Origin of the sequence: Streptomyces sp. NPDC059248 (assembly GCF_042753905.1) — a bacterium.
Taxonomy (GTDB): Bacteria; Actinomycetota; Actinomycetes; order Streptomycetales; family Streptomycetaceae; genus Streptomyces.
The window spans coordinates 30238-55522 of record NZ_JBHYZV010000054.1 but is presented as its reverse complement, the minus strand read 5'-3'; the positions used below and the strand labels follow the sequence as shown (position 1 = coordinate 55522).

Genomic DNA, 25285 nt, shown 5'->3' with positions numbered 1-25285 from the left:
TCCTCCACACCTACAACCACCACCGCAGCCACACCGCACTGGCCGGCAAGCCGCCGATCAGCCGCGTTAACAACGTTGCAGGTCAATACACCTAGGTCGTCTCTTGTGGATCAGGCCAAACGGGCCGTGTCCCGTGGGTCGGGCCCGGCAGGATCCGCAGAGCGTCGCCTACGGCGTATGCAGCGTTTCGACGGTCCGGACCAGCGGTGCGAGTACGGGGTTCTCGGCGGCCTCGTCGAACGCCTCGCGCAGGGCGGCGTCATTGGTGGGGCGGGCCTCCGTGAGCAGGGCCAGTCCGGCCTCCGTCACATCGGTATAGATCCCCCGGCGGTCGGTTTCGCAGAGATAGCGGGTCAGCAGCCCCCGGTCCTCCAGCCGGGTCACCAGCCGGGTCGTCGCGCTCTGGCTGAGCACGACGGCATCGGCGACCTGCTTCATCTGGAGATGGCCGCCGGGGCCGCTGTGCTGTCGGCTGAGGACGTCCAGCAGGGAGTACTCGCGCACGCTCAGACCGTGGCCGCTCTGCAGGGCCCGCTCCACCCGGGTCTCGATCTTCCCGTGGAGCAGGGAGAGGGCGCACCAGCTCTGGGCGAGGCCGGTGAGGGCGGGATCGGTCGCGGGCATGGAATCCTCCTCCGGGTCGCGTCCGCGCCCTGAGCGCCGGAGCGACGGGAATCCAGGTTAGTCGAAAGTCATCGTCCGCAATATCCCGCGCCTGCAACCGTCCGGTCCGGGTTCGGGTCGGGGATCGGGTGTGCCAGCCGGTGGGGAGCGCGTCAGCCGGTGGCGAGGGAGAGCGGGGCGAAGGCGCGGCGGCGGTCGCCCGGGAGTTCACCGACGCCGTAGGTCATCGCCACGTTCGTGGTGACGGGCGCCATCCCGTGGTCGACGGCCCAGTCCAGCAGTTCCTTGTGCTCGTCGTGGATATTCGTCCGTACGGGACCGTCGACGCTCCGGGCCACCGTGACGAGCAGCGCCCGGGCGGTACGGGTGTCGCGGGCCGTCAGCGGGCCGATGCCGTAGCCCTCGGAGGTGGGCCAGCCCGCCGCATAGCCGATGATCTCTCCGCCGTCCTCCGCCACCCAGAGCCGGTCGGCGACCGCGGGCAGCCGGGTGATCATATGGGTGCGGTCGGCGCCGAAGCACTCGGCGTCGAGCCGGACGATCGCCGGGATGTCCTCGGCGGTGGCCCGACGGGTCACCGCCTCCGTCGCCGCGGCGTCGGCCGCGTCGTCGAGGCGGCCCAGGATCCGCTCGACCCGGCCGGTCTCGACGAAGCCCAGCTTCTGGTAGATCGGCCGGCCCTGAGGGGTGGCGAACAGCATCAGCGGGGTCTCGCCCGCCGCCGCCATGATGTGGCCCATCAGCCGCCGCCCCAGTCCCTGACGGCCGTACCGCCCGGCGACCAGCAGCTTTCCGACGGCCGAGAAGCCGGGGTCGTACGGGGTGAGGACACAGCAGCCGGCCAGCCCCGTTCCCTCGGGGGCGTCGATCCCGAACCCCGTACCCGCGGCCAGCAGCAGCCCCCACACGCTCTCGGTCCGGGCCCAGCCCCGGTCCTCGGCAAGGTCGGCGCAGTGCCTCAGGTCGTCCCTGGTGAGTCGGCGGATGGGCAGTTGGGGGAGCGCTGTCGACATAGAGGTCAGACTGTACGCCCCGATGATCGCTCGTCCAGTGCTTTCCGGGAACTGAATCCGGCCCGCAACCGACGGCCCCGCCGGGTCGGACCCCAGGGCTTGAGTACGGAGACGATCGTCATGAAGAGATAGGCGCAGAAGGACACGATCGGCCCGCCCAGTAGATCACCGGGCGGCGGAACGGCACCGGCCGCCACGCTCCCGGCCGCGTCGTCGATCCCGGGCCGGAGCGCCAGGACGGTGGCGATGACCGTGGCCGTGGTGAGCAGGAACTTGGTGAGGACCCAGCGGTGCCGGGCCAGACCCCAGGGCGTACCGAGGGCCAGCACCAGACCGCTGCCCAGGGTCAGCAGCGCGAGCGGGAGCACCAGCCACTGGGTGAAGATCCGCATCGACCGGACGGCGGCCTCGATCGTGTCCCCGGGGGCCGCGGGTCCCGCCGGTACCGGGTCCGTGGTCACGGCGGTGATCGCCAGGGCGAGCAGCCCGAGGGTGAGCCCGAGCCAGCCCGCGGAGGCGGCGATATGGATGACGAGGAAGGTCCGGCGGACGCGTCGGCTGAGTGGTTTCACGTGAAACACCGTGCCGTTCGGGGTGGCTCGGGGCGTCCCACCGGGGAAGTAACCGCCCGTACGCGAGCGGAGGTAGCCGCCTCCGGCCGCGATGGCCGGACGGGGGTGTCAGCCCAGGTCCGGAGAGTGCAGTGCGCGTACTCCCTCGATATTGCCGTCGAGGTAGTGGCGCAGGGAGAGGGGGACCAGATGGACCCCGGCGATCCCCATCCGGCTGAAGGGGACCCGGACGATCTCGTACTCGCCCCGGGGTTCCTCGATCTCCGGGCCGTGCCGTCGTGCCGGATCCATGGACGCCAGCCGGCAGACGAAGAAGTGCTGCACCTTCACACCGGTCACCCCGCCGTCTCCGATGTGCTCCACGGTGTCGACGAAGCAGGGCACCACATCGGTGATCTTGGCGCCCAACTCCTCGTCCACCTCGCGGTGCAGCGCGTCGACGACGGTGGCGTCCCCGGGCTCGACCCCGCCGCCGGGCGTCAGCCAGTACGGATCCACTCCGGGCCGGGTGCGCTTGATCAGGATCAGATCGTCGCCGTCGAGCAGGACGGCGCGTGCGGTGCGCTTGACCACGGGACGTTCGGTCATGTCTGGACTTTGGCCCGTACGGGGCGCTCTGAAACTCCCCGGGCTGTCGCCGCGGGGCGGGAGACCGGGGTCCGTCGGCGCTTCGGGTCACCAGTCGGCGGCGGCGCGCATCAGCCACTCATGGGCCCGGGAGATATGCGGCAGCGCCAGCGTCCCGGCCCGTACGACCAGGAAATACGTCCGCAACGGGGGCACCGGCGGATCGAGCAGGGGGACCACCCGGCCCCGTTCCAGCGCGTCCTCGCACAGATAACGCGGCAGTACGGCGAGCCCGGCGCCCGCGGCGGCGGCGTCCAGGACCGCCCGCAGATCGGGGGCGATGACCGCGCCCGCGGCCGCGGGCGGGGATTCGAAGACGGTGGACCAGTAGCGGGAGACCAGCGGCAGCGACTCATGGACCTCGACGACCGGTAACTGCTCCAGCCGCACCCGGCCGCCGCGCAGCACATCGGGCCCCAGCCGGGCCGCCCAGCGGGGCGAGGCGACCAGAATGTGCTCCTCGTCGCAGAGGGGGGTCGCGGCGAACAGCCCGCCGCGTGGCCGGGCCGTGGTGATGGCGAGGTCGTGGTGGCCGGCCCCCAGGCCGTCCAGGGACTCCTCGGCCTTTCCGAACGAGGCCCGCAGCGCCAGCCCCTGGGAGAGCAGCGGGGTGAGCGCGGGCAGGGCCCGTAAGGAGATGAACTCCGGTGGCCCCACCAGATGCAGGGTCCGTACGCCCGCCTCCTCGTCGAGACCGGATTCGGCGATCTCCACCAGGGCGTCCAGATGCGGGGCGGCCCGATGGGCGAGTTCGTCGCCGACGCTGGTCGGGGTGACCCCCCTGGCCTGCCGAAGGAAGAGCGGCTTGCCCAACTGGCGTTCCAGTGTGCGTATCTGGCCGGTCACCGCGGGCTGGGAGAGGCCCAGGAGGGCCGCGGCCCGGGTGAACGAACCGGCCCGGTGCACCGTGACGAACGTCCGCAGCAGGGCCAGATCCATATCGAGCACCTCCCGGCGACGGTGTCCGCGGATCGGACAACGATAAATAAGTCGATAGGCCGCTGTCGTTACTGTGATTGGACACTGACGCAGAGTCAACTAGCCTTGTGGGGCGGTTCCCCGGGGAGGAACCGGGGCGGTCCGAGCCACGAGGGGGGAGGCTCGGACCGTCCGACTACGGCCCCGTGCCCGTGCCTGCGCCCGTGCCCGGCCTCACGCCGCCCGCCGTCAGCCGGTCGCTTCGGTGGCTTCATCGGCTCAGGCGGTTTCGGCGGTTTCGGCGGCTTCTTCGAGGGCATGGAGGACGTCCGCCACCAGATCGGTGGTGTCCTCGGCGCCCGCCGAGAGCCGGATGAAGCCCTCCGGGACCGCGTCCCCGCCCCAGCGCCCGCGCCGTTCGGCCGACGACCGCACCCCGCCGAAGCTGGTGGCGTCGTCCACCAGCCGCAGCGCGTCGAGGAAGCGTTCGGCGTGGTCCCGGTCGGGCAGGACGAACGAGAGCACCCCGCCGTACCGCCGCATCTGCCGGTTGGCCAGGGTGTACGAGGGGTCGGTCGGCAGGCCCGGATACCGCAGTCCGGTCACCTCGGGGCGCTCGCCGAGCGCCTGTGCCAGGGCCAGCGCGTTGGCACACTGCCGGTCGATCCGCAGATGCAGGGTGGCCAGTGACCGATGGGCCAGCCAGCTCTCCATCGGCCCGGGAATCGCCCCGACGACCTTCCGCCAGCGCCGCACATCCGCCGCCAGGGTGGCGTCGCGGCAGGTCACATGGCCCAGCAGCAGATCGCCGTGGCCGGTCATGCCCTTGGTGTCACTGGCCACCGAATAGTCGGCGCCCAGCGCCAGCGGTCGCTGGGCGAGCGGCGTGGACAGCGTGTTGTCGACGGCGACCAGGGCGCCCCGGGCATGCGCGACCCGGACCAGCCGCCGGATGTCGCAGACGTCGAGCCCCGGATTGGAGGGGCTCTCGATCCACAGCAGACGGGCCCCTTCCAGGACCGACAACTGGGCGTCGCCCGCGGTGGGCGCGGTCCGCACCTCGATGCCGTACGCCTCCAACTGGTCGCGCACCAGCGGCAGCGCCTGGTAGCCGTCGCTGGGCAGCACCACCGCGTCACCGGCGCGCAGCCGGGAGAACAGCACGGCCGAAACCGCCGCCATGCCCGACGCGAAGACCGTGGTGTCGACGTCCTCACCCGGGGCCTCCAGCTCCCCGATGGCCCGTTCCAGCAGGGTCCAGGAGGGATTGGAGTCCCGTCCGTAGGTGTAGGGGCCGGTGGGTTCGCCGGGCAGATGGAAATGGGCGGCGAAGGCCGGGCCCGGCAGGGTCGGCTCGTACTTCACCGGTTCGGGCAGCCCCGCCCGTACCGCCCTGGTCCCGTCTCCGATACCCGCGTCCACGACCCGCCTCCGCCCCTTGACTGGGAAAATCTTCCTGTGTCTGATCGTGACAGACGTGATCGTGACAGGCGTGATCGGGACGGAAGCAGGGGCGGAGCACGATGAAGGCATTCCGGCTGGACGAACTGGAGGCGGAGCGCGCCGCCAACGACGGCGCGTACCTCCAGTTCCTGCGCGAGCGGAATATGTCGGTCGGCCTGTACGCCCTCGAGGCCGGGGCGCTCGATCCCCAGCAGCCGCACGGCCAGGACGAGGTGTACTTCGTCGTCAGCGGCCGGGCGGCGATCACCGTGGGGACGGAGACGACCCCGGTCGCCCGGGGCAGTGTCGTCTATGTGCCGGCCGGGGTGCCGCACAAGTTCCACCACATCACCGAGGATCTGCGGGTCATGGTGGTCTTTTCGCCACCCGAGGCCTGAACCGGCGGGGGCGGGACCGCCGTCTCCACCCGGGAGCGGAGACCGGGGCCGGTGATCCCTAGGGGGTCGTTCAGGGGAGACCGGGGGCCCGACGGACCCCGTCGCGCCGCCCGCCCGCTTAGCATCGAGGGCGGGAATGCGGTCGACCGATGGTTGACCGAAGAACGTCGTGGAAGGCGTTGGAAGGCGTTCGAACGCGTTCCAACGCGTTGGAAGGCCGCGGAACATCACCAGGGAGACGAGGTAGGACCGATGGCTGTACGGGAGATCGCCGCGAGGCTTCCGTGGTGGGTGAAGTGGGTCGTCGCGCCGGTACTGGCCCTGCTGGTCTTCGGCGGGCTGATCGCGAACGTCGTGGGGATCCTGATCGGTCTGCTCTTCAAGGTGCTGGCGCTGGTCGCCCTCGTCTGCGCACTGGTGTTCGTCGTCAGAAAGTTCAAGGGGTCGTCGAACTCCCGCGGGGGCTGGTAGCCGACCGCGACCGGGTAAGGCCGTTAACCCGGCCGGGGGAACCCGGGGCCTTACCCGGTTACAGACGGTTGAATGGCCATTACAGTGGCAGTCCGCCGCCGGGTACGCGGATTCACCACCCCTAGTGCGCCCTTTCGCACGCTTGTGAGCGCCCCTCCGGGGCCGCTCGGCGCCGTCTCGCCGGAGTCCGTTTCGGGTCTCCGCAGGACGGGCCGGGGAGGCCGGACGGGGTCAGGGGATCCGGGCGCCGCGGCGGGCGATCGCACGGGGACGGCCCCCGCGGGCGGGGCGCCGCCCCGCCACCTTGCCTGGGGGTGATCCGTGGCCACGACGAACGGCGGCGCTTCCGCCGCGTATCACGTGCTGCGCACGCTCGCCCATGAGGGCCGTCTCCACCGCGAACGAGGGGTTCCCGTCCTCGGTGACGCGCTCGGAAGGCTCGGCTCCGGCGAGCCAGGAACCCCCTTGCGGCCTGTGCAGAATCGTCGCGGCAGCGGACCGGGTGCCGGCACGGCGGTGACGACGGCGAGATCCGTCCCGCTCGATCAGGAGGAACGATTACCTCCGTCGATCGAGCCGTTCCGGACGCGAGTTGGCGGTCTCCTCGGCTCACTCGCCGTCTCTATCAGCACATGAAGGAATCACTCCTTGTAGTCTCGCGGTCACATAACGCACGATTGCAAGGAGAGAGTCAGGGGAATCCTTCCTGACCCGTTTCGCCAGGCTTCGTCAAGAAGGCTGCCACCAGGCCCTATCCGGGCTTTCGTCACTGCGGGGTACACGATGCACGAGTCGGTCCAGGCCGAGGTCCTGATGAGCTTCCTCGTCTCCGAGGAGCTGTCGTTCCGGATCCCGGTGGAGCTCCGGTACGCGGCGGCGGATCCGTACGCCGTGCGGATGACCTTCCATCTGCCCGGGGACGCGCCGGTGAGCTGGGCCTTCGGCCGGGATCTGCTGCTCGACGGGATCGTGGGGCCGAGCGGGGACGGCGATGTGCACATCACACCGCTCGGCCCCGACGAACTGGCCGATGTGGCGATCCGGCTCCGGGTCTGCGACGAGGAGGCGCTGTTCCAGGTGAGCGCCGCGCCGATCGTGGCCTTCCTCGACCGTACGGACCGGCTCGTACCGCTCGGCCAGGAGCAGGCGCACGTGGACTCCGGGGCCGAACTGGACCAGGTGCTGCGGAGCATCCTCGCGGAGGAGAACGCGGGGTAGCGCGCGCCGGTGGAGCCGCGCCGGGCCGGAGCCGTACGAACGGAGCCGTACGAACGGAGCCGCGCCGGGCCGGAGCCGTACGAACGGAATCGTACGAACGGAGCCGCGCCGGGCCGGAACCGTACGAACGGAGCCGCGCCGGGCCGGAACCGTACGAACGGAGCCGTACGAACGGAATCGCCGGCCCGGCCGGGGCCGCTACCGCTTGCGGCGGCGGCCCTTCGACCGGCCTCCCCTGCCGCCACCGCCACCGCCACCGCCACCGACGCCGCCCGTGCCCGGTGCGGCGGCTCCGGCCGCGGCGGTGGCACGTGCCCCGTCCGCCGAGACCACCAGCGCCGCCAGCGCAGTGGTCACCGGCACCGAGGCCACCAGACCGATCGAGCCGACGAGGGTCCGGACGATCTCCTGCGCCACCAACTCGCTGTTGGCGACGGCCCCCATGCTGCTCTGCGCGATGCTGAACAGCAGGAGCAGCGGCAGCGCCGCGCCCGCGTAGGCGAGGACGAGCGTATTGACCACGGACGCGATGTGGTCCCGGCCGATCCGGATCGCGGCCCCGTACAGCGCCCGGGGACCCATCCCGGGATTCGCCTGACGCAGCTCCCACACCGCCGACGTCTGGGTCACCGTCACGTCGTCGAGCACCCCGAGGGACCCGATGATGACCCCGGCCAGCAGCAGCCCGCTCATATCGATCTCGGGGTAGAGCCCATGGATCAGACCGGTGTTGTCGTCCGTGTTGCCCGAGAGCACGGACCAGCCGATGAAGATCGAGCCCAGCAGTCCGATCAGCAGCAGCGAGATCAGCGTGCCGAGGACGGCGACCGAGGTACGGGCGGTGATGCCATGACAGGTGTAGAGCGCGATCAGCATGATCGCACTCGCCCCGACCACCGCCACGAGCAGCGGATTGGAGCCGTCCAGGATCGCCGGGAGGATGAAGAGCGTCAGCACGCCGAAGGAGACGGCGAGTGCCACCAGCGCCATCAGCCCGCGCATCCGTCCCACCAGCACCACCGCCAGGGCGAAGATCCCGGCCAGGACGGCGAGCGGCATCCGGCGGTTCACATCGATCACCGAGTACTGGAGTTCGCGGGGCGCGCCGGGGGAGTACGCCACCACGACCTCCAGCCCCCGCTCCAGCTTCCGTGTCGCGTCCGGCTGGACGATCTCGCCGAAGGTGCGGCCCTTGTGCGGACCGCTGGTGATCTCGATCGTCGCCTTCTCGCACGTGCTGCTCCGTGCCGCGTCCGCCTTGCCCCCCTGGGGCGCGGCGGTGTCACCGCTCGGTGCCGCCGGGGCGGCGTTGACGGACTTGCAGTCGACCTTCTCCAGCCTGGCCACGGTCGCGGACTCGGTCTGCCGGTCGAAACCGACGCCGGTGCGCTCATGGCCGGGGTCGGCGCCGGGCCAGAGGATCGCCATACCCACGGCGACGGCGGCGGCGAACGGGATCAGCACCGCGGCGATCACCCGGCGCAGCTGCCGTGACGCGGGCGCGGCGGGCCCGTGCCCATGGGAATGCCCATGGGAATGGCCATGGGAGTGCCCGTGCCCGTGCCCGTGGCCCTGACCCCGGCCGTGTTCATCCTCCGCCGGAGCGGGGGGCGGGACCGGGACCGGGGGCGGTGTCGGTGCCGGTGCGTGGTTGTGCTCGTGGCCGTGGCCGTGGGTGGGGGTGTGGTCGTGGGTCCGGGCGGGGCCGTGGTCGTGGTCGTGCGCGTGCGGCGGCGCGGGGCCGTGGCCGGGAACGTACCCCTGGTCACCGCCGTCCGCGGAGCCGTACGTGTACCGGGAATCGGGACCCCGTTGAGGGCCGGGCGCTGATGACGTCACCGACCGATCATCGCAAGAACGGGCGGGGGCCCCTGTTCAGCACGCCAGAATTGGCGCTAGCGTTGGTGTCACCTTTGCACACGCGGGAGCTCGGAGCACCGGGCTGAGAGGGCGCTGACCTCCGTCGACACGTCGCCGGGCGATACACGAACCAGGTGTACGCCCCGGGACGCCGTCCACGGGATCCGCTGCGTCGACCGCCGAACCTGTTACCGGGTAATGCCGGCGTAGGGAGTAGGTCTTCATGACCGTTCAGGATGCACGCACGCCTGCCGTCGTCGAACCGGCGCTCGACGGCGAACGCACGCCGGGCTGGCACAAGGGGTACGTCACGGGTTCCCGCCCGGACGTCCGGGTGCCGGTCCGTCAGGTGCACCTCACCAACGGCCGGGACGTCACGCTGTACGACACCTCCGGCCCGTACACGGACCCCACCGTCGAGACCGATGTACGCCGCGGTCTGGCACCGCTGCGGGAGAACTGGATCACCGCCCGCGGGGACACCGAGGAGTACGCGGGCCGTCCCGTGCGCCCCGAGGACGACGGGATCAAGCACACGTCCCCGCGCGGCGGACTGCGCAATCTCGACGCGGTCTTCCCCGGCAGGCCGCGCCAGCCGCGCCGGGGCCGCGACGGCCGGGCGGTGAGCCAGCTCGCCTACGCCCGCCGGGGCGAGATCACCCCCGAGATGGAGTTCGTGGCGGTCCGGGAGAACGTCTCCCCCGAGGTCGTACGGGAGGAGATCGCCGCCGGCCGGGCGGTGCTGCCGGCCAATGTGAACCACCCGGAGATCGAGCCGATGATCATCGGCAAGCGGTTCCTGGTGAAGGTCAACGCCAACATCGGCAACTCCGCGGTCACCTCGTCCATCGAGGAGGAGGTGGAGAAGATGACCTGGGCGACCCGCTGGGGCGCCGACACGGTCATGGACCTCTCCACCGGGCGCAATATCCACACCACCCGCGAGTGGGTGCTCCGCAACTCCCCCGTCCCGATCGGCACCGTGCCGCTGTACCAGGCGCTGGAGAAGGTCGACGGCCGGGCCGAGGAGCTGACCTGGGAGATCTACAAGGACACGGTGATCGAGCAGGCCGAGCAGGGCGTCGACTACATGACCGTGCACGCGGGTGTGCTGCTGCGGTACGTACCGCTGACCGCCCGCCGCAAGACGGGCATCGTCTCGCGCGGCGGCTCGATCATGGCGGCCTGGTGCCTGGCGCACCACCGGGAGTCGTTCCTGTACGAGAACTTCGAGGAGCTGTGCGAGATCCTCGCGGCGTACGACGTCACGTACTCCCTCGGCGACGGCCTGCGGCCGGGCTCGATCGCGGACGCCAACGACGAGGCGCAGTTCGCGGAGTTGCGCACGCTCGGTGAGCTGAACCGGATCGCCAAGCGGATGAACGTCCAGACGATGATCGAGGGCCCCGGTCATGTCCCCATGCACAAGATCAAGGAGAACATCGACCTCCAGCAGGAGATCTGTGAGGAGGCGCCGTTCTACACCCTCGGTCCGCTGACCACCGATGTGGCGCCCGCCTACGACCACATCACCTCGGGCATCGGGGCGGCCATGATCGCCTGGTGGGGCACGGCGATGCTCTGCTACGTCACGCCCAAGGAGCATCTCGGGCTGCCCAACCGGGACGACGTCAAGACCGGGGTCATCACCTACAAGATCGCGGCGCACGCGGCGGATCTCGCCAAGGGGCATCAGGACGCCCAGGAGTGGGACGACGCGCTCTCCGACGCGCGCTTCGAATTCCGTTGGGAGGACCAGTTCAATCTGGCGCTCGACCCGGACACGGCCCGTGAGTTCCACGACGAGACGCTGCCCGCCGAGCCCGCGAAGACGGCCCACTTCTGTTCCATGTGCGGGCCCAAGTTCTGTTCCATGAAGATCAGCAGGTCGATCGCCGAGCAGTTCGGCGGGGATGCGGCGGCGGTGGACGGGGCGAGCGATACGGAGATCGCCGAGGGGATGCTCCAGAAGTCCAAGGAGTTCGCGGCGAGCGGCAGCCGGGTCTATCTGCCGCTGGCCGACTGACCGGGACGGGCCGCACCGTCCGGCCGCACCGTCCGGTCACACCGTTCGAGGGCATCCGGGGGCATCTGAGGGCATAGGAGGGCATACGAGGGCACCGTCCGGTCACTCCGGACGGTGCTCCGGTCCGCCGAAGTCGGGGCTGGTGAACTCGGGGCTGCTGAAGGTCGGCCGCGGCCCGGCCGTGGCGCCTTCACTCGGGCTGGAGAAGTCCGGGCTGTCGTAGCCGACCTTGGGGATCCGGCTCACCGGCCGGGCCCGGGCCGCCGAGAGCGGATCGACATCGGGCTCCTCCAGCGCCATCCGCAGGAACGGCAGCAGACCGCGTTCCAGTACGGCGTGGAGCCAGGCGTCCTTGGCACGTGCCACCTCGTCCGGAAGCTCCTCCGAGAACTCCTCGGAAGCCACCTGGGTCGCGCTGTTGCGGACCGCGGTGACCAGCAGTCCGACCGCAGCCGCCAGGATCGCGGCGGCCGTCACCGCGGCGAAGAACCAGCCGGCCGAGACCAGGGGGGTGGCGAAGGACGGGGCGGGGTCGAGCATCTTCAGCAGATGGCCGACGAGCAGGAAGATCAGCGCCGCCGTTCCGGCGAGCACCGGCGCGAGCACGGTGAGGACGGCACCGAGACCGGCACCGCCGCCGTCGGCGTCCCCGACGAGGTCCGGCGGGTCGTTCCGGCCGTCGTCCGGGGCCGAGGGGGAGCGTGCCTCCTCGCGGATCCGGATGTAGTGCGCGTACTCCGGGGCGGCGGACGCGGTGATCATCGTGGTGGCCCTGAGCGCCATCGTCCGTAGCTGAGTGGCGTTCAGCCGCTCACCCACGGCGGCCAGATCCGGTCGTTCGTGGGCGTTGCGCAGTGTCTCGTCGAGAAGCCGCTCGTATTCGGCGCGGTCCTCGCCCAGCAGGTGCGGAGCGCTGTTCATGTGCGTCCCCCGATGCTCCGTGGGCCGGGCCGCCCGCACGCGGACGGAACCGGTCGTAAACGGAGGAGAGCCTGGAACGGATAAGCAGATGGTAGAGCCGTTACGGCACGGGGTGACAGGGGGTTGCGGCAAAACGCAGGTCAACGCGGTGTGGAGCCGGCCCGGTCGGCTCAGTCGGCCAGCGGAAGTCGGACGACAAGGAGTTTCCCGGCCATCGTGACCCCGCCGTCCATGGCGATCGCCAGCCCGTCCGCGTAGAGGTGCGGACCCTCGACGACCGGGCGGTCGCCGTCCTCGCCCGCCTCCGTGCCGACCTCGCCGAGCAGATACGGAATGGGGCTGTGGCCGTGGACGATCCTGGTGCCCCCGTAGGCGGCGAGCAGTTCGCGTACCGCGGGCGGGCCGCTCTCCTCGTCCCGGAAGGCGAACCGCTTGGTCATCTTGCGGAACAGGTCCCAGCACTCGTCGGCGTCGTTGCGGGTGAGCACGTCCTGGATGTTGTCGTTGACGTCCTCGACGGTGCGGCCGTAGTCGAGATAGGCCGTGGTGTCGGAGTGCACCAGCAGATGGCCGTCCTCGACCGCGACCGCGTCCAGCCGGGCCATCCACTGGACGTGCACGTCCTGGAGCCGGTCCATATCGGACTTCTGGCCGCCGTTGAGCAGCCAGGCGGCCTGGAAGGTGGCCGTGCCCGCGCCGGAGTTGACCGGGGTGTCGACGAAGCGCTTGGCACCGAGCACCAGCAGTTCGTGATTGCCCATCAGGGCCTTGCAGTAGCCGCCGGCCGCCGCGGCCTCGGCGGAGAGCCGCATCACGAGGTCGATCACGCCGATACCGTCGGGGCCCCGGTCGGTGAAGTCGCCGAGGAACCAGAGCCGGGCGTTGCCCGCGGCCCAGTTGCCTTCGGCGTCGATCAGGCCCTGGGCGGCGAGGGCCGCGACGAGTTCGTCGAGATAGCCGTGGACGTCGCCGACGACGTAGAGGGGGCCGAGTTCGGCCGGCGCGGACTGCTCGGCACTCGCCGGACGCGGTACGGCTCCGGTGCCTTCGGCGGCTCCGGCTCCGGCTCCGGCCCCGGCGGGCTCGGCGCGGCTGATGACCGGGAGATCGCGCTCGGTGGGGGTGTAGCCCTCGGGCATCTCGTCCTCGGGTACGGCGTCGCCGGGGTGGCCGGGGTGGCCGGGATGGCCGGACCGGACGGGGTACGCCGCGGGCGTCTGGTGGTAGGCCTCCCCGTGGTGGCCCTGGGGCGCCGCGGGGGCCGGGGCTGGGGCCGTCGCAGGGGCCGGGGCGGGCTCCCCCACCGGCTCCGGGTGGGCCGCGGCCCGGGGAGCCGTGTCCTCCGCGCCGGGGGGCGCGGGGATGCCCTCCGGCCGTTCGTCGTCCTGAGGTCCAGACGACTCCACGGGCATCTGCGCATACGGCGGAACGCGGAAATCGCGCAGCGTCGCCGTGCGCACCACGGGTCCTTGACCGGCCCCCTGAGTCATCGACCCCTCCACCACCGTCGCGCCGCCGTTCACCTCTCGGCCCAGCCTGGTCGGGGTGGTCCGCGGTGTCGTCCGCCCATCATAGGAATGAGCTCCGCGCTCTGTGACGCACCAGGGGTGGTGAATCCGGTCGTACCCCCTGAGTCGCCGACTCTTTCGCCCCGATAGGGCACCAATTGGGGCTTCCCGGGGTGTCCCGATGTCCGCCGGTACCACCGGCGAATCCGGCTCGGCCGGGACCGGCCGGGACTGGTCGGGCTCGGCCGGGGCTGGGTCGGGCCCGGTCCCGGCCGGCTCGTGATCGTCCGGACGCGGGTCCGCTCGGCCCGCTCGGACTGCTCGGCCTCATCCGCCCGCGCCGGCCGTCCCGCCCGTCCCGCCTGTTCCGCCCCTTCCGCCCGTCCCGCCTACTCCGACGACGGCGACCGCGGCGCGCTGACGGTGGTCCGCGGCGAGCGGCGCTGCGAGGAGGTCCGGACGATCAGCTCCGTCGGTATCACCTGCTCGACCGGACGGTCCTCGTCGATGCCCTCGATGGCGTCGATGAGCAGCTGGACGACGGCGGTGCCGATCCGCCGGGGTTTGAGCGAGAGGGTCGTGATGGGCGGCTCAGTGGTGGCGTAGACCGTCGACTCGCTGCAGCAGACCAGGAGCAGGTCCTCGGGGACGCGCAGGCCGTAGCGGCGGGCGGCGGCCAGCAGATCCGTACCGTTGGGATCGAAGAGTCCGTAGACCGCGTCGGGGCGGTCCGGGCGGGCCAGCAGCCGGTCGGCGGCGACGGCGCCCGCGCACGGGTCGTGCGCCGGATAGGACTCGTACACCGGGTCCTGGCCGACCCGCTCGCACCAGTTGAGGTAGGCGGTCGTGGAAAGCCGGGTGTACGTGTCCGTGGTGGTCCCGGTCAGCAGCCCGATCCGGCGGGCGCCCGCGTCGGCGAGATGGTCGAGCAGATCGAGGACGGCCGCCTCGTGGTCGTTGTCGACCCACGCGGTCACCGGGAGGGTCCCGGCCGGGCGGCCGTCGGAGACGACGGGCAGACCCTGGCGGACCAGTTCGGTGACGACCGGGTCGTGGTCGGAGGGGTCGATGACGACCGTGCCGTCGAGCGCGACGTTCGACCAGACGTCGTGGCGCGAGGTGGCGGGCAGGATCACCAGGGCGTAGCCGCGGGCGAGCGCGGCGGAGGTCGCCGCCCGCGCCATCTCGGCGAAGTAGGCGAATTCCGTGAAGGTGAAAGGTTCATCCCCGTACGTCGTCACGGTCAGGCCGATGAGCCCCGACTTTCCGGTACGGAGGGTGCGGGCCGCCGCGGACGGGCGGTAACCCAGCCGGTCGGCGACCTCGCGGACATGTCTGCGAGTGGCGTCCGGGAGCCGGCCTTTCCCGTTCAACGCGTCCGAGACGGTCGTGATGGAGACACCGGCTGCGGCGGCGACATCTCGGATGCCCGCCCGACCTTGCCGGTTTCCCCGGCGGGATGTGTCCGTCCGGCTCACCTGGTGCTTCCCTGCTGCTGTCATGGCGTGCCGATATTAGGGCTCGTGCGGGCGGTGGGACCGGTCGCATATGCACCCGTTGACAGGCACGATTCTGCATGATCATAAACCATCAACTGCCTTGGAATTTAAGGAACTTATTCGATACTCATAGGTCGGCTGAGGCGTACCGCGGCTGATGCCTGGCCTGGGATCAAGGTCTCGAAGAGGTCTCAACTCACCTCTACGGGGGACGCGCGCCACGGAGCGAGCCAGAGGCGCGCGCCGCGAACGCGAGCGCTCCCCCCGTTTTTCCGAACCCTTGTCCGAGTTGATCGCCGGACCCCGTCGGACCTGATCCGGTGGGGGTCCCTTCGAACGGGAATCCTCATAGGGTGTGCAGTATTGGGCCCCGGCCGGTTTTCCGGCCGGACCTTGGACGGACGGACGAGGAGGATCTGCGGTGAGCGATACGAGCCCGATGACGAGCCCGAGGCTCCGTGCCGAGCTGAACGGAATTCCGACGTACAAGCCCGGCAGGCCCGCGGCCGCCGCCGGGCCCGTCGCGTACAAACTGTCGTCCAACGAGAATCCCTATCCCCCGCTCCCGGGCGTGATGGAGACCGTTCTGGCGGCGGCGCAGAACTTCAACCGCTATCCCGACATGGCGTGTACGGGGCTGATCACCGAGCTGGCGGACCGGTTCGGGGTGCCGCTCACGCATCTGGCGACCGGTACGGGCTCGGTGGGCGTCGCCCAACAGCTGCTCCAGTCCACCGCGGGCCCGGGTGACGAGGTGATCTACGCCTGGCGCTCCTTCGAGGCGTACCCGATCATCACCCGGATCAGCGGCGCGACCCCGGTCGAGGTGCCGCTGACGGCGGGCGAGCGACACGATCTGGACGCGATGGCCGACGCGATCACCGAGCGGACCCGGCTGATCTTCGTCTGCAACCCCAACAACCCGACCGGCACGGTGGTCCGCCGGGACGCCCTGGAGCGGTTCCTCGACCGGGTGCCGTCGGATGTGCTGGTGGTGCTGGACGAGGCGTACCGCGAGTTCATCCGGGACCAGGAGGTTCCGGACGGTGTGGAGATCTACCGCGAGCGGTCCAATGTGGCGGTGCTGCGGACGTTCTCCAAGGCGTACGGCCTGGCGGGGCTGCGGGTCGGCTTCGCGATCGCGCGTGAGCCGGTGGCGGCGGCCCTGCGCAAGACGGCGGTGCCGTTCGGGGTGACCCAGCTCGCCCAGGACGCGGCCGTCGCGTCGCTGCGGGCGGAGGACGAGCTGCTGGGCCGGGTCGGGATGCTGGTCTGCGAGCGGGCCCGGGTGTACGAGGCCCTGGCCGGGCAGGGGTGGACCGTGCCGGAGACGCAGGCCAACTTCGTCTGGCTGCGGCTGGGGGAGCGTACGGCGGAGTTCGCGGCGGTCTGCGACGAGGCGGGGGTCGTGGTCCGGCCGTTCGCGGGTGAGGGCGCGCGGGTCACGATCGGCGAGCCCGAGGCGAACGATCTCTTCCTGCGGGTCGCGGCGGACTTCGTGAAGACGCTGTAGCGCCGGTACGGCATCGGCCTCCGACGGCCCGGATCCCGAGAGGGGTCCGGGCCGTCGGCGTTCCCGGGCTCAGGGGCTTGCGGGTTCGTGGGCTTCCGGGGTCGCGGCCCGCACGGTTCCCGGGGCTCCCGGGGCCCCTGCGGCGGGGTGCTCACTAGCCGGGGCGGCTCCGCGCGTCAAGAGGTACCCCCCGGTCATCAGTGCGGATTTCGTATGAGCCATAATCTCATGTGAATGTGAACGCTTTCACAAGCGTGTCCCGTTCATCCCGCGATGGCTGGGATTAATCAGGCAAACTGCCGATCGACCTCGTCGATGTAAGGAGATGACGACGTGGACTTGGCTCTGGCGCCGGAGACCCTGGCGCGATGGCAGTTCGGCATTACCACCGTCTACCACTTCCTCTTCGTCCCCCTCACGATCTCCCTGGCCGCCCTCACCGCGGGGCTTCAGACCGCCTGGGTCCGGTCCGGGAAGGAGAAGTACCTCAAGGCGACCAAGTTCTGGGGCAAGCTGTTCCTGATCAATATCGCCATGGGTGTGGTCACCGGCATCGTCCAGGAGTTCCAGTTCGGGATGAACTGGTCGGACTACTCGCGCTTCGTCGGTGACATCTTCGGCGCCCCGCTCGCCTTCGAGGCGCTGATCGCGTTCTTCTTCGAGTCGACCTTCATCGGTCTGTGGATCTTCGGCTGGGACAAGCTGCCGAAGAAGATCCATCTGGCCTGTATCTGGATGGTCGCGATCGGGACGGTGCTCTCCGCCTACTTCATCCTCGCCGCCAACTCGTGGATGCAGCACCCGGTCGGCTACCGCATCAACGAGGAGCGGGGCCGGGCCGAGCTGACGGACTTCTGGCGGGTGCTCTCGCAGGACACCGCCGTAACCCAGTTCTTCCACACCATTACCGCCGCCTTCCTGGTCGGAGGCGCGTTCATGGTCGGCATCGCCGCGTACCACCTGGCCCGCCGCAAGCACATCCCGGTCATGCGGACATCGCTCCGGCTCGGCCTGGTCACCGTGATCGCCGCCGGACTGCTCACCGCCGTGAGCGGTGACTTCCTCGGCAAGGTCATGTTCAAGCAGCAGCCGATGAAGATGGCCGCCGCCGAGGCGCTCTGGGACGGCGAGGCGCCGGCCCCGTTCTCGCTCTTCGCCTACGGGGATGTGGACGAGGGCCACAACAAGGTCGCCCTGGAGATCCCCGGGATACTGTCCTTCCTCGCCAACGGCGACTTCGACTCGTACGTCCCCGGCATCAACGACATCAACAAGATGGAGCAGGAGAAGTACGGGCCCGGCGACTACCGGCCGAACATCCCCGTCGCGTACTGGGGCTTCCGCTGGATGATCGGCTTCGGGATGGCGTCCTTCGCCCTCGGTCTGCTCGGTCTCTGGCTGACCCGGAAGAAGTTCCTGCTCCCGGCGGCGCTGCGGACCGGGGAGGACGAGGTACCGAATCTGGTCCTCTTCCGGAAGAAGGCCCTCGGCCCCCGTTTCGGCCGCTGGTACTGGATCACGGCTCTGTGGACCATGACCTTCCCGCTGATCGCCACCTCCTGGGGCTGGATCTTCACCGAGATGGGCCGCCAGCCGTGGGTGGTCTACGGAGTGCTCCGTACCGAGGACGCGGTCTCCCCCGGGGTCTCCCAGGGCGAGGTCCTCACCTCCATGATCGTCTTCACCCTGCTCTATGCCGTCCTCGCCGTGATCGAGGTCAAGCTGCTGGTCAAGTACGTCAAGCTGGGCCCGCCCGAGCTGACCGAGGCCGATCTCAACCCGCCCACGAAGATCGGCGGCGACGAGCGCGACGCCGACCGGCCGATGGCCTTCTCCTACTGAGGCCGAAGGAGCTGCAGAGGCATGGAACTCCATGACGTCTGGTTCGTACTCATCGCCTTCCTCTGGACGGGCTACTTCTTCCTGGAGGGCTTCGACTTCGGAGTCGGCGTACTGACCAAACTGCTCGCCCGGAACCGCAAGGAGCGGCGGGTACTGATCAACACCATCGGTCCCGTCTGGGACGGCAACGAGGTCTGGCTGCTGTCGGCCGGCGGTGCCACCTTCGCCGCCTTCCCCGAGTGGTACGCCACCCTCTTCTCCGGCTTCTATCTGCCGCTGCTGATCATCCTGTTCTGCCTGATCGTCCGCGGTGTGGCCTTCGAGTACCGGCACAAGCGCGACGAGGACCGCTGGCAGACCAACTGGGAGCACGCGATCTTCTGGTGCTCACTGATCCCCGCCTTCCTGTGGGGCGTGGCCTTCGGCAACATCGTCCGCGGGGTGAAGATCGACGGCGATATGGAGTACGTCGGCAATGTCGCCGACCTCCTCAACCCCTACGCGCTCCTGGGCGGCCTGGTCACCCTGAGCCTCTTCACCTTCCACGGCGCGGTCTTCACGGCGCTCAAGACGGTCGGCGACATCCGCGGCCGGGCCAGGGCCCTCGCCACCCGGCTGGGGCTGCTCACCGCCGTACTCGCCCTCGGCTTCCTGGGCTGGACCCAGGTCTCACGGGGCGATGTATCGAGCCTGGTCGCCATGGCCGTCGCGGTGGTGGCGCTGGTGATCGGGATCGCGGCCAACATGGCCGGACGCGAGGGCTGGTCGTTCGCCTTCTCCGGGGTGACCATCGTGGCCGCCGTGGCGATGCTCTTCCTCACGCTCTTCCCGAATGTGATGCCGTCGTCGCTGAACGACGCGTGGAGCCTGACGGTGACCAACGCCTCGTCGACCCCGTACACCCTGAAGATCATGACCTGGTGCGCCGGGATCGCCGCACCGCTGGTGATGCTCTACCAGGGCTGGACGTACTGGGTCTTCCGCAAGCGGATCGGCACCCAGCACATCGCCGACGCGCACTGACGGCCACAGCCACCGCCGTAGCCACAGTGACAGGCACAGCCACAGCCACAGCCATGAGCCCGTACGCCACGACCCTCTTCCTCCTCACGACCCTCGTCTCCAGGGGATGTTTCACGTGAAACCGATCGACCCGCGTCTGCTCCGCTACGCCCGCGCCACCCGCCGCTTTCTGATCGCGGTGGTGTTGCTCGGCCTGATCGGGGCGGCGCTGGTCATCGCCCAGGCGATGCTGATCGCCGAGGTGGTGGTCGGGGCCTTCGAGAAGGGGTTCGGCGTCTCGGACGTCATGACCCCGCTCGTCTTGCTCGCGGCCGTCGCCGCCGGCCGGGCGCTGGTCTCCTGGCTGACCGAGCTGGCGGCCCACCGGGCGAGCGCGGCGGTCAAGTCGGAGCTGCGGGGACGGCTGCTGGAACGGGCTGCCGAGCTGGGTCCGGGCTGGCTGAGCGGCCAGCGCACCGGGTCCCTGGTGGCGCTGGCCACCCGGGGTATCGACGCCCTCGACGACTACTTCGCCCGCTATCTGCCCCAGCTGGGTCTGGCCGTGGTGGTCCCGGTGGCGGTCCTGGCCCGGATCGTCACCGAGGACTGGGTCTCCGCGGCCATCATCGTGGTGACCCTGCCGCTGATCCCGGTCTTCATGATCCTGATCGGCTGGTACACCCAGGCACGGATGAACCGTCAGTGGCGGCTGCTCTCCCGGCTGTCGGGCCACTTCCTGGACGTGGTCGCGGGGCTGCCGACGCTGAAGGTGTTCGGCCGGGCCAAGGCGCAGGCCGAGTCGATCCGTACGATCACCGCCGAGTACCGCCGGGCCACCCTGCGGACCCTGCGGATCGCGTTTATCTCCTCCTTCGCGCTGGAACTGCTCTCCACCCTCTCCGTCGCCCTGGTCGCCGTCACCATCGGTATGCGGCTGGTCCACGGCGGAATGGACCTCTACACCGGGCTCGTCATCCTGATCCTGGCGCCCGAGGCGTATCTGCCGATCCGGACCGTCGGTACGCAGTACCACGCCGCGGCGGAGGGTCTGGCGGCCGCCGAGGAGATCTTCACGGTGCTGGAGAACGAGCCGCGCCGTACCGGGACCCGGCCGGTCCCCGCCTCGGTCCGGCTGGAGCTGACCGGAGTGACGGTCCGCCACGAGGGCCGGACCGAACCGTCCTTGGACGCCGCGTCCCTGGTCGTCGACGAGGGGGAGACCGTCGCCCTGGTCGGCCCGAGCGGGGTCGGCAAATCCACCCTGCTCGATGTCGTCCTCGGTTTCACCGAACCCGCCGAGGGCCGGATCACCGTCGGCGGTGTCCCACTCGGCGAGATCGACACCGACCGCTGGCGGGAACGGATCGCCTGGGTGCCCCAGCGGCCCCATCTCTTCGCGGGCACCATCGCCGAGAACGTCCGGCTCGCCCGCCCCGACGCCGACGACGAGGCGGTACGGGAGGCCCTGCGGCAGGCGGGGGCGTACGACTTCGTACGGGCGCTGCCGGAGGGCGCCGCGACCGTACTCGGCGAGGACGGGGACGGGCTCTCCGCCGGACAGCGGCAGCGGCTCGCGCTCGCCCGCGCGTTCCTCGCCGACCGTCCCGTGGTGCTGCTGGACGAGCCCACGGCCGCGCTGGACGGGGCCACCGAGGAGACGGTCGTCGCCGCGGTACGGCGGCTGGCCGCCGGGCGGACCGTCCTGCTGGTGGTCCACCGCCCCGCGCTGCTCGCCGTCGCCGACCGGGTGGTGTCCCTGACCCGTACCGCAGGCGAGTCCGCGGCCGGGGACGAGGCCGCGGTCCCGGTCGCGGTCGCGGTCGCCGCGGCCGGTCCCGAACGGCCTGGTGTCGGCACCACCGGCCTCTACGCGGGCACCGGCACGAGCACCGGCACGAGCACCGGCACGGGAACCGCCCCGGACCGGGACCGGCCGGTGGACGCGTACGCCTTCGACACCTTCGACACCTCCGGCGCCCTCGACGACCGGACGACGGCACGGGGCGTACGCGTCCCCGCGCTCACCCGGGTCCGGCGGGCCGCCGCCGGGCAGCGGGGCCGGTTCCGGCTGGCGCTGCTCCTGGGCAGCCTCGCGCTGGGCTCCGCCGTCGGACTCATGGCGGTCTCCGGCTGGCTCATCTCCCGCGCCTCCGAGATGCCGCCCGTCCTCCATCTGATGGTCGCCGTCACCGCGACCCGCGCCTTCGGGATCGGCCGGGCCGTCTTCCGCTACGCCGAACGTGTGGTCTCCCACGACGCGGTGCTGCGGATGCTGGCCGAACTGCGGGTCGCCGTCCACCGCGGGCTCGAGCGGATCACCCCGGCCGGCCTCGGCCGTGCCCGCCGCGGAGATCTGCTCTCCCGGCTGGTCACCGATGTCGACGCCCTCCAGGACTACTGGCTGCGGTGGCTGCTGCCCGCGGGCTCCGCGCTGCTGGTGAGCGTCGGCGCCGTCGGGTTCACCGTCTGGCTGCTGCCGGAGGCCGGGGCCCTGCTCGCCGCCGGACTGCTGGCCGCCGGGCTCCTCGTCCCGTTGCTGAGCGGCGCGGTGGCGCGCCGCGCCGAGCGCCAGCTGGCCCCCGCCAGGGGCGTACTGGCCACCCGCACCGTCGATCTGCTGCGCGGTACCGCCGAACTGACCGTCGCGGGGGCGCTCGGCGCCCGTACCGACGCGGTCCGGGACGCCGACCGGCGACTCACCGGAATCGCGTCCCGGGGCGCCGCGGCCACGGCGCTCGGCGCCGGGCTCACGGCCCTCGCCTGCGGTCTCACCGTCGTCCTCGTCGCGCTCGCCGGAGTACAGGCCGTCCGCGACGGGCGGCTCGACGGCGTCGCCCTCGCGGTCGTCGTCCTCACCCCGCTCGCCGCGTTCGAGGCGGTCAACGGGCTGCCGCTGGCCGTCCAGTACCGGCAGCGGGTCGGCCGGAGCGCGGAGCGGGTGTACGAGATGCTCGACGCGCCCGTCCCCGTACCCGATCCGGAACGCCCGGCGCGGACCCCCGCGACGGCGTTCCCGCTGGAGCTGCGCGGGGTACGGGCCCGCTACGCGGGCCAGGAGCGGAACGCGCTCGACGGAATCGACCTCACCGTCACGGCGGGTGCCAGGATCGCGGTCGTCGGTGCGTCCGGCTCCGGGAAGACGACCCTGGCGCAGGTGCTGCTCCGCTTCCTCGACATCTCCGACGGCGGTCCCGGCGGTCCCGGGGGTCCCGGGGGTCCCGGGGGCGAAGCCGTAGGGGGGACGTACACGCTGGGCGGAACCGCCGCCCACGACCTCGACGGGGACACCGTCCGCGGCTTCGTCGGGCTCTGCGCCCAGGACGCCCACGTCTTCGACAGCTCGGTCCGCGAGAACCTGCGGATCGGCCGACCCGACGCGAGCGACGACGAACTGCGGCGGGCTCTCGCCGCCGCCCGGCTGCTGGACTGGGTCGACGGACTCCCCCGGGGCATGGACACCCTGGTCGGGGAGCACGGCGCCCGGCTCTCCGGGGGACAGCGGCAGCGGCTCGCCCTGGCCCGCGCCCTCCTGGCCGACTTCCCCGTCCTGGTCCTCGACGAGCCCGCCGAACACCTCGATCTGGCGACGGCCGACGCGCTGACGGCGGATCTGCTGACGGCCACCGAGGGACGGACGGCACGGGGCGCGGCGACCGTACTGATCACCCACCGGCTGACGGGGCTCGACGCGGTGGACGAGGTCGTGGTGCTGGCGGAGGGCCGGATCGCCCAGCGGGGCCCGTACGCCGAACTCGTGGCGGCCGACGGACCCCTGCGGCGGATGCTGGAGCGGGAGCGCGAGACGGACGCCATGGCCGCGACACGGGTGGAACCGGCGGGCGCGGCGGTGTGAGCGGGCGCCCGGCGAGTTCGGTGGGCCGGGCGGCCCGTCGCCGGGAGAGCCGACTTTTCTCGGCAAATAGGAATTACTAGGCTCAAGGTCATGACAGCTCCCGACGCGGCCCCGACAGAGCCCGACGACGCGCCGGACGACGCGCCCGACGACGCGCCGGACGGGGTCCGGCGGGATCCGCTGGAGGCCGCGACCCGGGCCACCCGCAGCCTCCAGGGGCTCTCCACCGAGCTGACCGCCCGGGTCCCCCAGCTGCTGGAGGCGATGCGGTCCGTCGGTACCGGCCTCGAACTCCATACGACCCTCGACCGGATCTGCGAGACCGCCGCCGAACTCGCCGACGCCCGCTATGCCGCGATCGGCGTCGTGGACGAGGAGGGCCGGGGGCTCTCCGACTTCGTCACCCACGGCATCGACGAGGAGACCGCCGCCGAGATCGGCCACCGGCCCGACGGCCACCGGGGCCTCCTCGGCGCGCTGATCCACGATCCGGCCCCCGTGATGCTCGCCGATCTGGCCTCCGACCCCCGCGCGGCCGGATTTCCGCCCGGCCATCCGCCCATGCGGACCTTCCTGGGCGTCCCCATCCGGGTCCAGGGCGAGATCTTCGGCAATCTCTATCTCGCGGAGAAGCGCGGCGGGGCCGAGTTCAACGACGACGACCTCCACATGGTCCGCGTCCTCGCCACCGAGGCGGGTATCGCCATCGGCAACGCCCGGCTGTACGAGGCGGCCCGCCAGCGGGAGCGCTGGATCGACGGCTCCGTCGCGGTCACCACCGCCCTCCTCTCCGGCGGTGACGCCGAGGACGCGCTGACCGTCGTCGCCGAACAGGCCCGGCGGCTCGCCGACGCGGCGGCCGGGATCGTACTGCTCCCCGCCGAAGAGGGCGGCCTGGAGATCGTCGCGGTCGCGTCCGACCAGCTCGCGACGGCCCTCGGCGAGGTGATGCCCCCGGAGAGCCCGGTGATCGCCAAACTCCTCGCGGGGGAGCCGGTCTTCGTCGCCGACGCGGCCACCGATCCGCGGGTGATCACCCGCAGGGCCGGGCGGTACGGGCCGTGCATGATGCTGCCGCTCCAGAGCGGCGGCCGGGTGCTGGGGGCGCTGGCGACGCCCAGGGCCCGGGGCGCCCGGCAGTTCACCGAGGCGGAGCGGACCCTCGCCACCCAGTTCGCCGCCCAGGCGGCCCTGGCGCTGATCATGGCGGAGGCGCAGCGGGACAGGGAGCGGCTCGCGGTCTACGAGGACCGCGACCGGATCGCCCGCGATCTGCACGATCTGGTGATCCAGCGGCTCTTCGCGACCGGGATGATGCTGGAGGGCGCGCAGCGGCGGTCCCGGGTACCCGCCGTCCAGGACGGGGTCGGCAAGGCCGTGGACGAACTGGACGTGACCATTCAGGAGATCCGTACCGCCATCTTCGCGCTCCAGCAGGGCCCGGCGGAGGCGCCGTCCGGGTTGCGCACCCGGGTCCTGCGCGAGATCAACATGGCGGCCGTGCCGCTCGGATTCACCCCCGGCCACCGTTTTCTCGGCCCGGTGGACGCCCTGGTCGGCGAGCTGACCGGGAAGAACCTCATCGCGGCGCTGCGGGAGGCCCTGTCGAACGCCTTCCGGCACGCCGACGCCTCACGGATCGATGTCGTCGTGGACGCGACGGTGAAGCTGCCCGACGGATCCGATGGGGTACGGCTGACGGTCGCCGACGACGGCGTCGGCATCCCCGACGGGGGGCGGCGCAGCGGGCTGCGCAATCTGGCGCGGCGGGCCGAGTCGCTGGGCGGGTCGAGTGCGTGCGGGCCGGGGATCGGCGAGCACGGCCGGGGCACGACGGTCCGCTGGGAGGCGCCGCTGTAGGCGGCGGGTCGTGTCCTGCCGTGTCCTGCCCGGGGCGGCGGAGTCCGTGGGGCGAGGGGTTTTGCTGGTCCGGGTGGCCCTACGACCCCCCGCGGTCCCCGGATTCGAACGTCCGGC

General features: G+C 71.2%; 19 protein-coding genes and 1 riboswitch. Of the genes, 9 read left to right on the top strand and 10 right to left on the bottom strand.

Annotated elements, in window-relative coordinates:
* Positions 1-168 precede the first annotated feature (168 nt).
* The 6 genes from ACFXG1_RS22615 to ACFXG1_RS22590 all read right to left on the bottom strand — a co-directional run bounded on the left by ACFXG1_RS22615 (position 169) and on the right by ACFXG1_RS22590 (position 5176).
* Positions 169-624: a MarR family winged helix-turn-helix transcriptional regulator gene (locus tag ACFXG1_RS22615; RefSeq protein ID WP_384714522.1), complete on the bottom strand. Its 456-nt coding sequence runs from the start codon at positions 622-624 to the stop codon at positions 169-171.
* A 152-nt stretch (positions 625-776) separates the two neighbouring features.
* Positions 777-1637, bottom strand: a complete 861-nt coding sequence (locus tag ACFXG1_RS22610) for a GNAT family N-acetyltransferase (protein WP_384714525.1) — start codon at positions 1635-1637, stop codon at positions 777-779.
* Between the two features lie 5 nt (positions 1638-1642).
* The gene (locus tag ACFXG1_RS22605) at positions 1643-2209 is read right to left on the bottom strand and encodes a DUF2269 domain-containing protein (RefSeq protein ID WP_384714528.1); all 567 of its coding nucleotides are present in this window, start codon (positions 2207-2209) and stop codon (positions 1643-1645) included.
* Positions 2210-2317: 108 nt separating this feature from the next.
* Positions 2318-2797, bottom strand: coding sequence for an NUDIX domain-containing protein (locus tag ACFXG1_RS22600; protein WP_384714531.1), 480 nt, complete (start codon positions 2795-2797; stop codon positions 2318-2320).
* Between the two features lie 87 nt (positions 2798-2884).
* A complete protein-coding gene (locus ACFXG1_RS22595; protein ID WP_384714534.1) occupies positions 2885-3775 on the bottom strand; it encodes a LysR family transcriptional regulator in 891 nt (296 codons plus the stop codon).
* Positions 3776-4033: 258 nt separating this feature from the next.
* Positions 4034-5176 (bottom strand): cystathionine gamma-lyase, encoded by a 1143-nt coding sequence (locus tag ACFXG1_RS22590; protein WP_384744280.1) that lies wholly within the window; start codon positions 5174-5176, stop codon positions 4034-4036.
* A 101-nt stretch (positions 5177-5277) separates the two neighbouring features.
* Here ACFXG1_RS22590 and ACFXG1_RS22585 point away from each other — a divergent pair, with 101 nt between their 5' ends.
* The 3 genes from ACFXG1_RS22585 (at position 5278) to ACFXG1_RS22575 (ending at position 7284) form a co-directional block, all read left to right on the top strand.
* Positions 5278-5595 (top strand): cupin domain-containing protein, encoded by a 318-nt coding sequence (locus tag ACFXG1_RS22585; RefSeq protein ID WP_384721822.1) that lies wholly within the window; start codon positions 5278-5280, stop codon positions 5593-5595.
* Between the two features lie 252 nt (positions 5596-5847).
* Positions 5848-6066 (top strand): DUF5326 family protein, encoded by a 219-nt coding sequence (locus ACFXG1_RS22580; RefSeq protein WP_384721824.1) that lies wholly within the window; start codon positions 5848-5850, stop codon positions 6064-6066.
* 783 nt (positions 6067-6849) lie between these two features.
* Positions 6850-7284: an SsgA family sporulation/cell division regulator gene (locus ACFXG1_RS22575; protein ID WP_384744277.1), complete on the top strand. Its 435-nt coding sequence runs from the start codon at positions 6850-6852 to the stop codon at positions 7282-7284.
* Positions 7285-7482: 198 nt separating this feature from the next.
* On the opposite strand, the gene ACFXG1_RS22570 is transcribed toward ACFXG1_RS22575, so the two are convergent.
* Positions 7483-9123, bottom strand: a complete 1641-nt coding sequence (locus ACFXG1_RS22570) for a YibE/F family protein (RefSeq protein ID WP_384714220.1) — start codon at positions 9121-9123, stop codon at positions 7483-7485.
* A 72-nt stretch (positions 9124-9195) separates the two neighbouring features.
* Positions 9196-9374: riboswitch (TPP riboswitch) on the top strand.
* Here ACFXG1_RS22570 and thiC point away from each other — a divergent pair.
* Complete coding sequence (thiC, locus tag ACFXG1_RS22565) at positions 9368-11170, top strand: phosphomethylpyrimidine synthase ThiC (RefSeq protein ID WP_384714217.1); 1803 nt, start codon at positions 9368-9370, stop codon at positions 11168-11170. (Overlaps the previous riboswitch by 7 nt.)
* Positions 11171-11272: 102 nt before the next feature.
* Here the strand turns inward: thiC and ACFXG1_RS22560 are convergent, their stop codons facing one another.
* From ACFXG1_RS22560 to ACFXG1_RS22550, 3 genes are all read right to left on the bottom strand, one after another.
* Positions 11273-12091 (bottom strand): hypothetical protein, encoded by an 819-nt coding sequence (locus ACFXG1_RS22560; protein ID WP_384714214.1) that lies wholly within the window; start codon positions 12089-12091, stop codon positions 11273-11275.
* Between the two features lie 170 nt (positions 12092-12261).
* Positions 12262-13581: a metallophosphoesterase gene (locus tag ACFXG1_RS22555; protein ID WP_384714211.1), complete on the bottom strand. Its 1320-nt coding sequence runs from the start codon at positions 13579-13581 to the stop codon at positions 12262-12264.
* A gap of 407 nt (positions 13582-13988) precedes the next feature.
* Complete coding sequence (locus tag ACFXG1_RS22550; RefSeq protein ID WP_384714208.1) at positions 13989-15101, bottom strand: LacI family DNA-binding transcriptional regulator; 1113 nt, start codon at positions 15099-15101, stop codon at positions 13989-13991.
* 436 nt (positions 15102-15537) lie between these two features.
* On the opposite strand from ACFXG1_RS22550, the gene hisC reads away from it, so the two are divergent.
* The 5 genes from hisC (at position 15538) to ACFXG1_RS22525 (ending at position 25168) form a co-directional block, all read left to right on the top strand.
* On the top strand, positions 15538-16611 hold the full coding sequence (gene hisC / locus ACFXG1_RS22545) for a histidinol-phosphate transaminase (protein ID WP_384714223.1): 1074 nt from the start codon (positions 15538-15540) through the stop codon (positions 16609-16611).
* Positions 16612-16944: 333 nt separating this feature from the next.
* Positions 16945-18453, top strand: coding sequence for a cytochrome ubiquinol oxidase subunit I (locus ACFXG1_RS22540; protein ID WP_384744274.1), 1509 nt, complete (start codon positions 16945-16947; stop codon positions 18451-18453).
* A 21-nt stretch (positions 18454-18474) separates the two neighbouring features.
* Positions 18475-19476 (top strand): cytochrome d ubiquinol oxidase subunit II, encoded by a 1002-nt coding sequence (cydB, locus tag ACFXG1_RS22535; protein ID WP_384719403.1) that lies wholly within the window; start codon positions 18475-18477, stop codon positions 19474-19476.
* A 115-nt stretch (positions 19477-19591) separates the two neighbouring features.
* Positions 19592-23308: a thiol reductant ABC exporter subunit CydD gene (gene cydD / locus ACFXG1_RS22530; protein WP_384744271.1), complete on the top strand. Its 3717-nt coding sequence runs from the start codon at positions 19592-19594 to the stop codon at positions 23306-23308.
* A 90-nt stretch (positions 23309-23398) separates the two neighbouring features.
* Complete coding sequence (locus ACFXG1_RS22525; RefSeq protein ID WP_384744269.1) at positions 23399-25168, top strand: GAF domain-containing sensor histidine kinase; 1770 nt, start codon at positions 23399-23401, stop codon at positions 25166-25168.
* Positions 25169-25285: the final 117 nt, after the last annotated feature.

What these genes read in the sequence shown, in the direction of transcription:
- ACFXG1_RS22600 (WP_384714531.1), bottom strand. Translation starts at nt 2,797, where the DNA reads ATGACCGAACGTCCCGTGGTCAAGCGCACCGCACGCGCCGTCCTGCTC.
- thiC (WP_384714217.1), top strand. Translation starts at nt 9,368, where the DNA reads ATGACCGTTCAGGATGCACGCACGCCTGCCGTCGTCGAACCGGCGCTC.
- ACFXG1_RS22550 (WP_384714208.1), bottom strand. Translation starts at nt 15,101, where the DNA reads ATGACAGCAGCAGGGAAGCACCAGGTGAGCCGGACGGACACATCCCGC.
- ACFXG1_RS22580 (WP_384721824.1), top strand. Translation starts at nt 5,848, where the DNA reads ATGGCTGTACGGGAGATCGCCGCGAGGCTTCCGTGGTGGGTGAAGTGG.
- ACFXG1_RS22610 (WP_384714525.1), bottom strand. Translation starts at nt 1,637, where the DNA reads ATGTCGACAGCGCTCCCCCAACTGCCCATCCGCCGACTCACCAGGGAC.
- ACFXG1_RS22615 (WP_384714522.1), bottom strand. Translation starts at nt 624, where the DNA reads ATGCCCGCGACCGATCCCGCCCTCACCGGCCTCGCCCAGAGCTGGTGC.
- ACFXG1_RS22595 (WP_384714534.1), bottom strand. Translation starts at nt 3,775, where the DNA reads ATGGATCTGGCCCTGCTGCGGACGTTCGTCACGGTGCACCGGGCCGGT.
- hisC (WP_384714223.1), top strand. Translation starts at nt 15,538, where the DNA reads ATGACGAGCCCGAGGCTCCGTGCCGAGCTGAACGGAATTCCGACGTAC.
- ACFXG1_RS22560 (WP_384714214.1), bottom strand. Translation starts at nt 12,091, where the DNA reads ATGAACAGCGCTCCGCACCTGCTGGGCGAGGACCGCGCCGAATACGAG.
- ACFXG1_RS22575 (WP_384744277.1), top strand. Translation starts at nt 6,850, where the DNA reads ATGCACGAGTCGGTCCAGGCCGAGGTCCTGATGAGCTTCCTCGTCTCC.
- ACFXG1_RS22525 (WP_384744269.1), top strand. Translation starts at nt 23,399, where the DNA reads ATGACAGCTCCCGACGCGGCCCCGACAGAGCCCGACGACGCGCCGGAC.
- ACFXG1_RS22555 (WP_384714211.1), bottom strand. Translation starts at nt 13,581, where the DNA reads ATGACTCAGGGGGCCGGTCAAGGACCCGTGGTGCGCACGGCGACGCTG.
- cydB (WP_384719403.1), top strand. Translation starts at nt 18,475, where the DNA reads ATGGAACTCCATGACGTCTGGTTCGTACTCATCGCCTTCCTCTGGACG.
- ACFXG1_RS22585 (WP_384721822.1), top strand. Translation starts at nt 5,278, where the DNA reads ATGAAGGCATTCCGGCTGGACGAACTGGAGGCGGAGCGCGCCGCCAAC.